The following is a 13,383-nucleotide window of genomic DNA, read 5'->3' on the forward strand; positions in this document are numbered from 1 at the left end:
GGGGGGGGGACCGATACTCGCATTAGACACCAATGGATGTCTGTGTGTAAAGAAAAAATGGTGGGCCCGGAGTGGCCTGGCTCGATTGACTCCCGGGCTCTGCCTACGAATGGCTTATAGACGAAGAATTTTCATAAAATATGTTAATGTTTAGAATTGTGGGTTCTTTGTAGGTCTCTCCGCCCCACTGGCCACCCGCTCCTTCTCAAGACGCGTACAGGGCTTCGCTTATGCCGACGGACCAGTTCTCAAACCTGACATCGACGAGGTTGATGAAGACATCCTCGGGGCGGATGCCCGGTGCCTTTCCGAGTCCCTCGGTGATCGCCTTGAAGAGCTTCTTTTTCTGACCGGCCGACCGGCCTTCGTTCCACGTGATCTGGACGATGACCAGGTCATCGCCGCGGTCGATGCCGAGATAGCCCGCCTCGAAGAGGAAGTTGTCGGCGTCGTGTTCGCTCACGACCTGGAAGCGGGCGTTGGCCGGTACTCCGACGCCGCCGACGATCATCGCCTCATAGACGACGCGGCCGAGAATCAGGATTGGCGAATTCTCCGCGAGAATTGTTGCCCGTGAGAAACAGTAATGAGATCGAGACGTGCTGGATCACGCAGTGGCAGCGTCTTCCGATCTCGATGGCGCACAATTCAAGGATCTTCAGCCGGCTGCAGGGCCCTGGCAAGTGGTGCACCTATAAGTTTCGGCTTGACTTCCTCACCATCGGCTTGTGCGGTCGGGCGAGCTCGGGGCCAGAGCGGGGCGAACGGGACGGCCGTCATGAGCACCAGACCGAGCACGGAGAGCCAGAGGCCGGCACGCTGGCTCGACGGCAGGAACCGGAACTGGACGTGATGTCGCCCTTGAGGCACGAGGCATCCCATGAAGTCTCCATAGACGCGGAGGACCGGTTGCGTCTTGCCGTCGACCTTCACTCGCCAACCGCGGTGGATGCTCTCGGAGAGGACCAGGAGCTGCTTTGACTCCGTGGTGGTCATGACGTCGATCTTGCCGGGCCGGTCGCCGACGAGATCCGCCACGCCCGGCGTACCCGGGGGCAGGGGCTGGGGTAGGTCGCGGCTCACGAGCGCCGTCATGGCGACGTCGATGGTTTCGATGTCGCGATCCGGGTTATCGGTGCGTTGGGTCTGAGTCACGAGCCGGGCGCGCGGCAAGGGGCCGAAGAGGGGGATCCAGGGCTGGCCCCGTTCGTCGTCCGAGGGCATGACCCAGCCGACTCCGGCGACCCGCAAACTCGCGTGCTTGCTGTAGTCGAGACGCTGCCGAGGGATCATGGCGGCATATCCCGAAATCGTCCGCAAGCCTTTCATCATATAGGCGTTGTGCCAGGTGTCGCGAAGCTGGTTGAATTTGATCCGCACCGACGTGTCCCCGGGCGGGACGGGCCGGGCGGCGAGGTATTCCGCGAGCGTTTGCGGTGGGATCAGGTTCCTCAACTGGAACGCGTAGGCGGTCTGGTCGGCTCCGATGAACACGAAGAGGGCCAGCAAGGCCAGTCGCGAGCCCCGAGCGGCGCACGCCACGAGTCCGGTCGCCACGACGATCAGGGCAGGGCCGGCGAGCACCAGCGGCGTCGCCGCCACGAACTCGCCCCGCATGTAGGACGGCCAGAGTCCCTCCGGCAACCGTGTAGCCAGGCAGGCGAGGACACTCAAGGCCGGCGGCAAGGCCAGCGGCCAGAGTCGGCGCCACGAGGGGCGTTCTCCACGATCCGATGTACCGCAGAGGCCGCTGAAGGCGACCGCGGCCAGGATCGTCACGCCCAGATGGAAGAGCACGAGGTAGCGGGCCGGGATCCGGAATCCACCCACCACTGGGATTTTTGTTGTGAGCCGGAACAAGGGCGTGTAGTCGCCGAGTGCCAGCACGAATCCGGTGACCGTGATGATCCCGGCGAAAAGGATCAAGGGGCGGAGCCGGTCGTAGCCTTTGCGGTTGCTGGCCAGCCAGACGAGCAAGGCGGGGATCGCCGCGCCGTAGTAGATCGAGAACTCGTGGACGCGCCAGTCGAACATGGAAGGAGCCGGTGGCAAGACCCCGCTATCGATCGCCATCGGCGGCGTGATGACTCGCGAGACGGTGAGATAAGGGGCGACCCACTGGATCAGGTTCCAGGGGGAGAGCGAACCCATCGCTACGAAGGCGGCCGTGGGCGCGACCCGCTTCGACGCCCGGAATGAGTCCCAGAGCGGGGCAATCTGCACGGCTCCCCCGAGAATCCCGAGCGCCTTCGAGACGGCCAGGCCGGGCAACCGCCGCGCGGATCCAGGGACCTGCCAGGCCAGGACGAGGCAATAGGTCGCTTCGCCGACCCCGGAGATCCAGGCAAATTGGACGTGCCCCAGCACGAGCTGCGACGCGGTCAAGAGCGAGAGGAAGACCCGGGCCAGGGCCACTTGGCGTGGATCTTGAGCACGCATGACCACGTCGATCGCCAGCAGCAGCCAGGGGACGTGCGCGAGCATCGCCAGGACGTTCATGTGCATGAAATGCAGCATGTTGTAGCCGCCCAGGGCGAAGACTAGGGCGCCGAACAAGGCGGCGTCACGACGCATCCCCCACCGCATTGCCAGCACGATGAATCCGGCCAGGAGGCTCGGGTAGCTCACGAGCAGCTCGAGATTCAGGGCGGGGCCGAGCGAGAGGGTGCTGTAGAGCAGCCGGATCCAGGGATGGGCGGTGCCCCCGCCTTCGCCGGTCAGGAAGAAACCGCCGAAGAGGTTCGGGCACCAGGATGGATCTTCACCCTTGGCCAGGCAGTCGGCGAAGAACGATCGCATCGGCAGAAAACCATATGCGAGGTCGCAGTAAACGTAGACCTGACCGCGAAGCAACGGCAGGGCGATCAGGGTCAACATGGCACCTGCCACGACCCCGCCCATGCGGAGACGCGCGGTTTCGCCTGGAGGAGTCATGAGCAATCCTTTGGTCGTCCGCAGTGCGAATCGATCCATCCTGGACCAAGTCGAAAAAGCGGCGGCATCCTACGCCAATGTCTTGATATCGTGAAGCCCAATCCCAAAACCGCGGGAGGGATCAAAAAAAAATGGGAACGCTCTCGGATCGACACGTCTCATGACGTGTTGACCCCGCAGTGGAGGGCTGTGGCCAGCCGGCGCATGCCCTCTCGGATCTGGCGAGGGGAGTGGGCCGCGTAGCCGAGGAGGAGCCCCTGGCGCGACGACGGTTCGAGCGTGTAGGAGGAGAGGGGGGGAGCCACCACGCCCGCCGCATCGGCCCAGCGCGAGGCCGCTCGGTCGTTGATCCCTTCGTCGAGCCAGCTCATGACTTGTAGGCCGGTTTCCGACGGGACGACTTCGAGCAAGCCGCACAACTCGGCTTTCGCTGCGCGGACGAGAGCTTCCTGTCTCTCGGCATAGAGCGCGCGCATCCTTCGGATATGGCGAAGGAAGTGGCCCTCGGTAAAGAAGTCGGCGAGGACCGCCTGTGTATGGAGCGGGGGCGGTCCCCCTGCGAGAGCGAGGGCGGCGACGAAGGCGTTGACCAGGCCCGGGGGGGCCACGAGGTAGGAGAGGCGGAGGGCAGGGAAGAGTACCTTGCTGAAGGTCCCCATGTAGACGACTCGCCCCTGCTGATCGAGCCCTTGAAGCGAGGCCAGGGGACGCCCTGTGTAGCGGAACTCGCTGTCGTAGTCGTCCTCGAGGATCCAGGCGCCGGCCCGATGCGCCCAGCAGAGCAATTCCAGCCGGCGTGCCAGGGTCATGGCCACGCCGAGCGGGTACTGGTGCGAGGGGGTGACATAGGCCAGGCGTGCTTCGGGGCACCGTGCCACACCGGCGGAGACGACCATCCCGTCGCCATCGACCGGCACCGGGACGAGCCGCGCTCCAGCCCCGACCACGGCCCCCCGCGCGCCCACGAAGCCCGGGTCCTCGATCCAGGCGGGATCCCCCGGGTCCAGCAGGAGGCGCGTGGCCAGGTCGATCGCCTGCTGCGTGCCGGCGACGATGACCACCTGGCCGGCCTCGCAGACGACCCCCCGCGCCGTCCCCAGGTGGGCAGCGATCGCTTCGCGGAGCGGCCCGTAACCGGCCGGGTCGCCGTAGCCGAGCAGGTGGCCGGTCGACCGCCGCCAATGCCGGGCGGCCAGGGTCGCCCAGGCGTCGAGGGGGAGTGTGTCCATCGCCGGCACGCCCGGTCGGAACGGCTTGGGGTCGGCTGCGCCCCGGACGACCCAGGCCGGTGTGGTCGCCAGGAGCGTGCCCCGTCGTGAGAGCCGGCCGGGCTGGCCGGTCCGGTCGTCCCCGCGGGCCTGGCCCCGGCGCACCAGCAGGGCGTCCTCCGGCAGCGTTCGGGTGACGTATGTCCCCGCCCCCACCTTCCCCTCCAGGTAGCCTTCCGCGAGCAGCTGGTCGTAGGCGGTTGTGACCGTGTTCCGCGAGACGCCCAGATCGCCCGCGAGAGTCCGGCTGGCGGGGAGTCGCCCGCCCGGCTTCAGCGAACCGGAGAGGATCGCGCCACGCAGGCCGTCGTAGAGTTGGCGGAAGAGCGGGGCCGCCGACGAGGCGTCGAGCGGGATCGCCAGCAGCGAGACCGGAGGGGTGCCCTTGGCCATGACGTGTTCGCTCCGCTTTTGGGACGAAGAATGGCTCTATCAATGTTCTCCATAATGGCTCTTGTCGCAAGGCCAATCCGTATTACGATCTGAATAGGATTCTCTGGGGACCGTCGTGTTCCCACCCTAATCGAGCCAAGTCAGCAAACTTCACGAAGACTTAAGAATTCAAGCATATTGCTTTCATGAGCATAGATTAGTGTTGCGCCGGTGATTATTTGCGGCTCATACGCGGGCCGCGATCTTCTCGCATCGGGGTGCGTTGGCCATGAAACGACCGGGGTTTGTGATCCTCCTGTTCTCCGTCCTCGTCGCCCCGCTGGGTTGCGGTAACGGAGACCCTGGGCAGCCTGCGGCCGGGTCGATCTCGGTCGGCTCGAAGTCTGATGACGGGTCGAAGTTTGCCCCCAAAAAGGGGAACAGGGCCATGCTGGCGAAGTGATGCGGCCCCCTCAGATGGGATGGCCGATGGTTGTTTGCTTCTCGCATGGGGTTTCGGAAGGGGGGGGATGCCCCGCCTCCGGGCCGTCGACTCCGTGCTCCCCGATGTTGCCGTCTCTTCGATTCATCACATCTGTCACGAGGAGCGATTCCAAATGAAAGCGATCCCCCGTATCCCGGCAGGTCGTCGTGCGTTTACCCTGATCGAACTTTTGGTTGTCATCGCCATCATCGCGGTGCTGATCGCCCTGCTCTTGCCCGCGGTCCAGGCGGCGCGTGAGGCGGCGCGTCGATCGCAGTGCACCAACAACCTCAAGCAACTCGGCCTGGCCCTGGCCAATTACGAGAGCTCCAACGCCTGCTACCCCATGGCGGCGTTCGCCCAGTACCTTCCTAGCGGCAGTGTCAACCAGGGGATGAGCTGCTTCGTGGGGCTCCTGGCCTACATGGAGCAGGCCCCGCTCTACGCGGCTTTCAACACCAGCTTCGGCTACCGCTGCGATGCAAACTCGACGGTCTCGGCCGCCGGCCTGAGCGTCCTCTGGTGTCCCAGCGACACCGAGATTGCGGGGGTCTTCTACACCGAGCCGGCGGGGAAGGCGAAAAAGGCTTTCCCGCAGAACTTTATGTTCACGAGCTATGGGGGTTGCTATGGCGCGTGGGCATCGTCGACCACGAACCCGGCGGCGTCGCTCCAGCAGCAGAACGGGGCGATCGTCTCCAACGGGATCAACCCTGTTTTCGGGTACGGGTCGGGGTATAGCCGCAACGTGGTCTCGATTGCGTCGGTCACCGACGGTACGAGCAACTCCATCTCCTTCGGCGAGCACGCCCACGGCCTGCTCAGCAAGACCGACGGCAATAGTTCCTTCTATAAGTGGAATTGGTGGGTCTCCGGCAACTACGGCGACACGGCATTCACGGTCTTCTATCCGATCAACGTTCAGAAGAAGTCGCGGGACTGGGACAACGGTGCGAGCAGCGGCGGCTACACCGAGGGGGGAGCCTTCCTCAACGCCGCGACGAGCTTCCACTCTGGCGGGGCCAATTTCGCGATGTGCGACGGCTCGGTTCGGTTCCTCAAGGACAGCATCTCGACCTGGGCTCTCGACGGCACGGGGACCCCGCCCGGCGCTTCGTTTAACCAAAGCACGATGCTCTGGTCGGTGACCGACCCGACGCAGTACAAGCCGGGCGTCTACCAGGCCCTGGGGACGATCAACGGCGGCGAAGTTATCAGCGCTGACGCATATTGATTTTGATCGCAAACGGTGGGCGGGCTCGATCGGCTGCCGGGGTACAATGGACCCGGCCGATCGACCCGCCCTTGCCGTGGCGTCCGACAGTGAACTCCCGAGGACCCGCCGATGCTGCACCCAATCCGATCCGCCCTCACGCTCGGGGTCGCCCTGATCGCGACCACCGCCGTTGCGGGGGAGTTCCCGTTTGCAACGACCGTCCAGCCACCCCGGCGCGTGCAGGTCATCGTCCACCGGGGCGCGCACGATCAGACTCCGGAGAACACGATAACGGCCCTTGAATATTCGATCGCCGATGCGGTCGAGTGGGTCGAGGTTGACGTCCGCTTGAGCCGTGACGGCCGACACGTGCTGATCCACGACGCGGACCTCGGGCGGACGACCGACGGTCAAGGCCCGGTCGCCGACCGGACTCTGGCCGAGTTGAAGTCGCTCGACGCTGGCTCGAAGTTCGCCGCCCGGTTCGCCGGTGCGAGGATTCCCACCCTTGAGGAGGCGCTTGCGACGGCGAAGGGCCGGGTCAACCTGGCTCTGGACTGCAAGCAGGTCGACCCGGCCCGGCTCGTTCGCGACGTGCTCGAGGCCGGGATGGAACGCCAGGTGGTCATCTTTGCCGGCACCGATATCCTCCGGACCGTCCGGTCCGCGCCCGGGGGCGAGCGGTTGGCCTTGATGCCGAAGTGGAAGCCGGCGGACGGCCTCGACGCCTTCGGCGACTTGCAGCCTGCGGCGGTCGAGGTCGACGCCGCTGATGTGACCTCGGAACTCTGCCGGACCTTCCACGGCCGCGGTATCAAGGTCCAGGTCAAGACGCTTGGCACGGACGATCGCCCCGAGATTTGGGACCGGGTGACCGAGGCGGGGGCCGATTGGCTCCAGACCGACCGCGCTGAGGAGTTCCTGGCACGCTCGGTCCTCCGTCGGATCGACCCGGCGGCCCGCGTGAAGGTCGCCCACCATCGGGGCTCCTCCCGGTATGCTCCCGAGAACACGCTGCCAGCCTACGAGAAGGCGATCCGACTCGGGGCCGATCTCGTCGAGTTCGACCTTCGGACCACGCGCGACGGCCAGCTCTTCCTCCTTCACGACGGCCGACTCGACCGGACGACGAACGCACGCGGGCCGATCCGCGAGCACGACGCGGCCGAGGTTGCCGGCCTCGACGCCGGCGCCTGGTTCGGCCGTCCGTTCATTGGCACCGCGGTCCCCAAGTTCGACGATTTCCTGCGCACCGTCGCGGGCCGGGTCGAACTCTATGTCGATGCCAAGGACCTCTCCCCCGAAGCGCTCGTCTCCGCGCTCAGAGCCCACGACCTGATCGACCGGGCCATCGTCTACCAGCATCCCGATTATCTGGCCCGGCTCCGCGTCATCGAGCCGCGACTCCGCCGGATGCCGCCCCTCGCCGACCCGTCCCAGATTGCCCCGCTCGCCGATCGCCTCGAACCATATGCCTTCGACACCCGCTGGAATCTTTTGTCGAAGTCGCTGATCGACCAGTGCCACGCTCGGGGCGTCAAGGTATTTAGCGACGCCCTCGGGCTGAATGAGACGGAGGCCAGCTACCGTCGCGCGATCCTCGACGGGATCGACCTGATTCAGACCGACCACCCGGTCCGCGTTCTGCGGGCCATCGAACTCCTCGATGCCTCGGGGCGCCCGCCCCAGGATTGATCAAGGCCAGCTTCATGCGGGCGGAATTCCCGGGGCGTTGCCCCGGGGTTCCTTGGGCTGCCCTGTGGGCGCGTGCGCAATTCGTCAGGAAACCGCTACTGTTCTTCCCATGACTCCGGCTGCGAGCGGGCCGCTTCCGCTGGTGGTTCCGATTTCGAGCAGACAGTGGTCTACTTGGTTCGAAGCCGACTCACGATGGTGATCGGAGTGGGTGTTGGCTCCGTTACAGCAACTTGCGCGGATTGTTTTGCCAGGGCGTCGGCGACCGAAAACCGTTCGACCCGGATCGGCCTTTGTGCGGAGTGAGGAATGGCATAGAGCCAGCGACCGTCACCCGAGAACGCAGGTGGGCTGAGGAGAAACTTCCCCGAGAACTCGACCGCGTCCTGTTCCTTGGCTGAAGGCAGGCTCGACGGCCCTTGGATCGTCAACGGTGCCAACCTGAGTCGGTAGTGGCTCTCGGATTCGCCGCAAGCGAGGTAGGCGAGCAACAAACGGCCGTCGGAGAGCGTCGAGATCACGGGCAGGTCTTCGACGGTTATCCGCTCGGCTGAGTCCGCAGGCCCCTTCGAAATGAGCGGGCCCGCTGCCACAATCGCCGAACCATCACGGCTGAGCTGTAGCCACCATAATTCCGTTTGGGATTCACGTCGAGGGGCCAGTTGGGGCGTGTGCTCTTTATGTGCGAACGTAGCCGCTGCAAGGATCTTCCCTCTTAGCCGCGGGTCGGTCGGCCAGTTTGGAGCCGAGATGGCGATCAAGCCCGCCGGGGGTTGGGTCTGCCACAACAGTGGGAGGGGGCGTGGAGTGTCGTCGGCAACCGGATTCAGGCCACGGGAGCCATCGAATGAGAATCGGTAGAGTTGTCCATCCGAGCCGGCGAAGAGGATTCGCGCGGTGGTGTCTGGGGACCAGCACGGGGAACTTGCCGGCAGCACGTCCATCTCGACGCGGTCGAGCACTTCCCGACCAGGTAGGGCGTACCTCGTCAAACCGATTGCCAGTTCTTTGTCAGGGCTCGATCGACCCATCCAGAGGGCCGCGAGATGCGTACGGCCCCAGCGATCTTGCCAAGGCGAACAACTGGAGTATTTGAGTACCTGCGAGTCCGCGATCGGGATTTGCTCCGTCACGCCGGTTTCCACATCGAGCATGAGCAGATCGTTATGATGCGGTTGGAACAGGTGGATATTGATTGGCTGATACCGAGGGGGAACCATTCGACGATCGTCCGATTGGCGGATACCGTACCGTCCCAGAGTTATGGCGATGAGGGTAAGGACCGCTGCCGTAGTGACGAACAGGCGGGCCAAAACTTTCAGCGGTAACCACACCATCTTTCTCCTGGTGTAGAGAAGGAAAGGGGCACGCACTATTGAGAGCGATCGTCGCCCTTGGCATCGAGGAGCCGAAGGCTCACCTGTTATTCGGCCGGAATCGCAATTTATTGAGAGCGGCTGGCCCCGTTGGGTCTGCCTGCCCTTAATCCAACCACGATAATCGTGAAATTGAATTCGATGATGCTTGTGTGTATTGTTTGCGTTTTTGGTGATGGTGGCAGGGGTTGGTTGACTGTGTTACGAAATTGGAAATTATGGAAGGATTGATGGTTGTGCCGGCACGAATGGGTTTCGCTTGGTTTGTGGTCGTCAAGGGGCGGACTCGGTCGACGAGGGGGGGAATCCCTGTCATTTGGGGCTCAGGCGGGGCGCGAACCTACGGAGTTTCTCCTGGGCTCGCGACTCGATCTGGCGAACTCGCTCCTTGGTGATCCCCAGTTCGTGGCCGAGCCGCTCCAGCGTCAACTCGTCCGCGCCACCGATCCCATAGCGGCCGACGAGAACCCGCCGCTCGCGGTCGTTGAGCCGGCCGAGCATTGTTTGGACGGTTTCCTCGTTGCGGTGGTTGTCGCTCTCGAATTCCGAGGCGGCCGTGCGGTGGTCGGCGGTCGCCTCGAACACCAGGTCCTGGCCGGTGACGAACCGATCGCGCTGGCTCTTCTCCTTGGGGAGGGTGCGGGCGAAGTTTTTGATGACCGCCCACGAGGCGTAGGTGCTGAACTTGAATCCGAGCGAGAAATTAAACTTCTCGACCGCTTGCATCAGGCTGATGTTGCCGTCGCTGATCAGCTCGAAGAAGTTATGGGCAGGGCCTGCTCGCTTCTTGGCGATGGAGACGACCAGCCGGAGGTTGGCTCGGATGATCTGGTTCTTGGTCGTCTGCGCCTCGTCGAGGAGTCGCTCGACCTCGTCGAGGTCGGCGGCCCTGGCACGGATCGGGTCGATCGTCTCGCGGAGCTTGCTGGCGCGAAACTTCAGATAGTTCATCTTGCGGAACAGGTGCGCCTCCTGCTCGCGGTTGAGTAGAGGGACGTCGTAGAGGCTGGCCAAATAGCCTGGGAGAAGTTCGGCCGGCGGCCTCGATCTGGTCTTGGATGTTGAGCGGGGGGCCTCGATCATCGGGGCGAGGATGGTCGCCTCGGCATCGCGGGCCTCGAAACCGGGGTCGAAGATGCAGTCGAGCTTCTGCTCCAGGATGCGCTGCGTCCGGACTTCGTTGATGACCCGCACCACCGCTGGCTGCGACCGTCCGTACTGCTGTGACAAGGCTGCGAACGAGGCTCCCTCGCGCCACTGCCCGTGAACTTGCCTTTTGGTCGCCTCGTCAAACCGTTCCCGTCTCAGGGCAGGCGGCATCCTGTCGATGCCGTTCGATATCGCCGATGGCCCTGTGGAGTGAGTCTTCGCCTTCCGAGCTACCATCGCAGGTCCCCTTTCCCCATCAACAGGTTCGTTTGCACCCTTGGAGCTTCCCGGTCGTTCGCGATCGTCGAACCGGTGAGGCTGGGGTGCGGTTTGACCGGGGCCTTCTCGTTTCCGAGTGTTGGTCGGCCCGTGGCTTTACGAACCCGGTTCATGATTCACAAAGGGCTTGAGCACAGGGGGGCGTTGGTGGTCAAGGCGATGGCCCCCTCGTCTTTGGCCTCACAAGAGGTCCCGCGAAGAATCTCGGAGAAACCCTTCATTCCTTTCTTTGGAAGAATGACCGCCGGCTCATTTTTTTGGGCTCAACTCGAGCGGTTGCGGATTCTGGCGGATGGGAGGTGGCATCAGGCTAAGTAAAGCCCTATGGAATGGCACGCCTGGATCATCTTCTGAGTCACATGAAAATGATTAGGGTGATCTCGGGACACTCGACTCGATCATGGCGTCGAACCCTGTGATTTCGACGCCGGCCTGTCCCGTTTGCGGCGATGCTCGCCAATCCCCGCTCCGCCATCTCCGCTGTGTTACCCCTATTTCTGGTCGGGCTTGAGAACGGATTTACCGGAGATGAGATAGGCGGCCAGGACGTTTTCGATCTCGTCTGCACTCTCATTATTGATCAAAAATACGTAACCCCATCGCCGATCCTTGTCGTATGCGGAACGGCTTGTGAATCCGGGATTCTTGCCGCCATGCCCATAGCTGGTCCTGCCGGCGGTCTCCCTGATGGAGAGGCCCAGGCCCCAAGAAACTCTCTTCTGATCGGGCACCTGGACTTGGGGACGGAGCATCTCCTTGGAGGTTTGCTCGGACAGACCTTTCCCCTGGACGGTGGCGATCAGGAACTTGGCATAGTTCTGGGCGTCGATGTGCAGGCTGAAGGCCATGTTGGGGGCTTCGACCTTGTTTTTCGGCAACGGCAGGGTATCACGATGGCCTGTGGCGTACGCTCGCGCAACCCGCTCGTCCCAAGCGAGGTAAGCGTCCTCGATACCCAGGGGCGTGAAGACCTCCTCCTGGCAGATGGCGTCCAGTTTCTTCTCGGTGAGATGCTCGACGACTTTGCCGAGGTAGACGAATCCCTCGCCGGAATAAGTGAACTCGGTGCCGGGGGTGGATTTGATCTCCAGTTTCCCTGTCCTCCAGTTCGGGAAGCCGGTGCGATGGGTCAGCACCATCCGGGCTGTGATGAGCTTGTACCGGTCGTCATGGGCAATATCTTCATAGGGCAGGTAGGTGTAGAGAGGCGTGTCCAGGTTGAGAATTCCCCGGTCCACGAGTCGGAGAACGACATAGGCGAGGACCGGTTTCGTCATTGATGCCGCTTCAAAGACCGTGTCATCCGTCACCGGTTCTTGGGTCGCGGTGTTTTTGACGCCGAAGGCCCGGTGATAGGCGACCTTCTCGTCTTTGATGATGGCGATCGAGATCCCGGGGATTTTGTAGTAATTCACATAGGCCTGCACGAAGCGGTCGATTTCACTCGGATTCAGGGCGTCGGGATCAAGCAGAACGCCCTCACTGCCGATGAGCCCGGGCCAGGGGATGGGTGTGACCTGCAACGGTTCCGCGTTCGCGATCCGATCCGCCTCGACCTGGACTTCGACGTGCGATGTCTCGTCGACGCGAAGCTCTGCTGAATCTACGGGCCCGACTTGGTAGGGGCCGGCGGGCAGGAGCGCGGCCTTGTAGACCCCCGTCGGATCGACGATGGCTTCACGCCAGAGTCGTGCGTTCCGGGACGACTGGATTCGCACCCGGCTGGGTAAGGGCGACTGGGAAGGGACTCGCCATTCGATTTGGCCGGCGACCTCTCCGAAGCGGGTCTCGGGACTGACGAGAAGGGCTTCGCCGCATCGATCGGGCAGGGAAAGCTTCTGCGTCCCCTTCCCCCAAGCGATCCAGGAGAACGAACCATCCTCGTCCTTATCCGCCACCGAGACATCGAACCCGATCGAGCGGTCGGCGCGGAGTTCACTGCCGAGGTCGACGCGCCACTCGTAAACGACGTGCCGACCGGTTCGCGCAACGGCCACCTTCACAGTCTTCACGAGGTCGTCGGACGGACCGAAAGCCTGGGTCTGGTTCCCGTACCGGCCATACTGAATGGCGAGGGACTCGCCGCCGGCATGGGCCGCATCGATGTAGAGTTCGCAGCCGTCCTGCGTATTCCACAAGGCTTCCGCCGGTCCGTCGAAGACCACGGAATCGTCCTCCGCCTCGACAGCCACATAGAGGGCGTGCTCACGAGTGTCGTAGGCGATGCGGAAATGGGCGCCCAGGTCGTCCTTGCCGGCGAGCTTGTCACCGGCTTCAACCTGAGCGATGGGATAGGTTTTCAGGTCGTTCGGCCAATCGGAAAGGTCGCCGTCGATCTGAATCCCCTGCGCGGGATGGGCGACGGCGACGGCACCGTTGTGACCATACGACGGGTTCGGTCCGATCAGCGTTGCCATCGCGAGAAGGATCAGGAGTCGGCCAAAGTTTGAAGAAGAGCCGGAACAATCACTCATGATGGGTTTACTCCTTTTTTTGTTGAATATTAAACAAGTCGGCGTAGGACGGGGCGGCTGCGATTTCACGGGGCTCCGCAATCTCGCAAGGCTTAGGCCTGCAAGCAAGGGGAGACGTCCACCCGTACAGGTTGCC

General features: G+C 63.4%; 9 protein-coding genes. 3 read left to right on the forward strand and 6 right to left on the reverse strand.

The genetic code is table 11. From position 1 onward, the window contains the following. Positions 1-205: 205 nt before the first annotated feature. The 3 genes from SINAC_RS23290 to pdxR form a co-directional block, all read right to left on the reverse strand. Positions 206-511 carry a tautomerase family protein gene (locus SINAC_RS23290; protein ID WP_015248031.1) on the reverse strand — a complete coding sequence of 102 codons (306 nt, stop codon included), beginning with the start codon at positions 509-511 and terminating at the stop codon, positions 206-208. 137 nt (positions 512-648) lie between these two features. After that, positions 649-2,934 (reverse strand): YfhO family protein, encoded by a 2,286-nt coding sequence (locus tag SINAC_RS23295; protein ID WP_015248032.1) that lies wholly within the window; start codon positions 2,932-2,934, stop codon positions 649-651. 158 nt (positions 2,935-3,092) lie between these two features. Next, positions 3,093-4,595 carry a MocR-like pyridoxine biosynthesis transcription factor PdxR gene (gene pdxR / locus SINAC_RS23300; protein WP_015248033.1) on the reverse strand — a complete coding sequence of 501 codons (1,503 nt, stop codon included), beginning with the start codon at positions 4,593-4,595 and terminating at the stop codon, positions 3,093-3,095. A gap of 268 nt (positions 4,596-4,863) precedes the next feature. Between pdxR and SINAC_RS40135 the strand changes: the two genes are divergently transcribed. The 3 genes from SINAC_RS40135 to SINAC_RS23310 all read left to right on the forward strand — a co-directional run bounded on the left by SINAC_RS40135 (position 4,864) and on the right by SINAC_RS23310 (position 7,969). After that, positions 4,864-5,037 (forward strand): hypothetical protein, encoded by a 174-nt coding sequence (locus SINAC_RS40135; RefSeq protein ID WP_020465462.1) that lies wholly within the window; start codon positions 4,864-4,866, stop codon positions 5,035-5,037. 154 nt (positions 5,038-5,191) lie between these two features. Further along, the gene (locus SINAC_RS23305) at positions 5,192-6,292 is read left to right on the forward strand and encodes a DUF1559 domain-containing protein (protein WP_015248034.1); all 1,101 of its coding nucleotides are present in this window, start codon (positions 5,192-5,194) and stop codon (positions 6,290-6,292) included. A gap of 111 nt (positions 6,293-6,403) precedes the next feature. Next, positions 6,404-7,969: a glycerophosphodiester phosphodiesterase gene (locus SINAC_RS23310; protein WP_015248035.1), complete on the forward strand. Its 1,566-nt coding sequence runs from the start codon at positions 6,404-6,406 to the stop codon at positions 7,967-7,969. A gap of 170 nt (positions 7,970-8,139) precedes the next feature. Here SINAC_RS23310 and SINAC_RS23315 read toward each other — a convergent pair whose 3' ends face one another. From SINAC_RS23315 to SINAC_RS23330, 3 genes are all read right to left on the reverse strand, one after another. Next, entirely contained in the window at positions 8,140-9,306 is a 1,167-nt protein-coding gene (locus SINAC_RS23315) for a hypothetical protein (RefSeq protein WP_015248036.1), read from the reverse strand. Between the two features lie 351 nt (positions 9,307-9,657). Beyond that, complete coding sequence (locus tag SINAC_RS23320) at positions 9,658-10,731, reverse strand: sigma-70 family RNA polymerase sigma factor (RefSeq protein WP_015248037.1); 1,074 nt, start codon at positions 10,729-10,731, stop codon at positions 9,658-9,660. Positions 10,732-11,264: 533 nt separating this feature from the next. After that, entirely contained in the window at positions 11,265-13,247 is a 1,983-nt protein-coding gene (locus SINAC_RS23330) for a serine hydrolase (RefSeq protein WP_015248038.1), read from the reverse strand. Between the last annotated feature and the right edge of the window lie 136 nt (positions 13,248-13,383).

The sequence above is a fragment of the Singulisphaera acidiphila DSM 18658 genome (assembly GCF_000242455.2).
Lineage (GTDB): Bacteria > Planctomycetota > Planctomycetia > Isosphaerales > Isosphaeraceae > Singulisphaera > Singulisphaera acidiphila.

What these genes read in the sequence shown, in the direction of transcription:
- SINAC_RS23290 (WP_015248031.1), bottom strand. Translation starts at nt 511, where the DNA reads ATGATCGTCGGCGGCGTCGGAGTACCGGCCAACGCCCGCTTCCAGGTC.
- SINAC_RS23295 (WP_015248032.1), bottom strand. Translation starts at nt 2,934, where the DNA reads ATGACTCCTCCAGGCGAAACCGCGCGTCTCCGCATGGGCGGGGTCGTG.
- pdxR (WP_015248033.1), bottom strand. Translation starts at nt 4,595, where the DNA reads ATGGCCAAGGGCACCCCTCCGGTCTCGCTGCTGGCGATCCCGCTCGAC.
- SINAC_RS40135 (WP_020465462.1), top strand. Translation starts at nt 4,864, where the DNA reads ATGAAACGACCGGGGTTTGTGATCCTCCTGTTCTCCGTCCTCGTCGCC.
- SINAC_RS23305 (WP_015248034.1), top strand. Translation starts at nt 5,192, where the DNA reads ATGAAAGCGATCCCCCGTATCCCGGCAGGTCGTCGTGCGTTTACCCTG.
- SINAC_RS23310 (WP_015248035.1), top strand. Translation starts at nt 6,404, where the DNA reads ATGCTGCACCCAATCCGATCCGCCCTCACGCTCGGGGTCGCCCTGATC.
- SINAC_RS23315 (WP_015248036.1), bottom strand. Translation starts at nt 9,306, where the DNA reads ATGGTGTGGTTACCGCTGAAAGTTTTGGCCCGCCTGTTCGTCACTACG.
- SINAC_RS23320 (WP_015248037.1), bottom strand. Translation starts at nt 10,731, where the DNA reads ATGGTAGCTCGGAAGGCGAAGACTCACTCCACAGGGCCATCGGCGATA.
- SINAC_RS23330 (WP_015248038.1), bottom strand. Translation starts at nt 13,247, where the DNA reads ATGAGTGATTGTTCCGGCTCTTCTTCAAACTTTGGCCGACTCCTGATC.